General features: G+C 55.4%; 1 protein-coding gene. It reads right to left on the reverse strand.

What is annotated here, in order from left to right; translation table 11 throughout:
* The coding region (locus SB660_RS19470; RefSeq protein WP_410583889.1) for a crossover junction endodeoxyribonuclease RuvC at positions 1-321 on the reverse strand (321 nt) is incomplete at its 3' end.
* Between the last annotated feature and the right edge of the window lie 15 nt (positions 322-336).

Here is a 336-nt window from a genome sequence, read left to right on the forward strand (position 1 = left end):
CTCTACTTCGTCTTTTGATGCGCTGCCTTTTCCGGTTACGTCCTTTTTAACCGTTGTCGGCGTGATCTCCACATCTGCCTTATAGCCGTACTTACCGAGCGCCAAGTCGATGACAGCCCACGCACCAAACACCGTTTGTGTCGATCGCCTATTGCGTCCTTTCGTGTAATGCTCGCGGACAACAACGTCGAACGGTCCGTGTTCGTGCAGAACCATCGTTGCCGCTGCCTCGATATAGGAAGATCGGTGGCTGTCCGGCGACTGGCTCGTCGTGCTGACAGACGTTACGTGCACGAGATTGACACGCGGCCCTGACTTCAGCCGTTTGACTTCGAG

It is taken from the genome of Bacillus sp. SIMBA_005, assembly GCF_046535585.1.
GTDB classification, from domain to species: domain Bacteria; phylum Bacillota; class Bacilli; order Bacillales; family Bacillaceae; genus Bacillus; species Bacillus pumilus.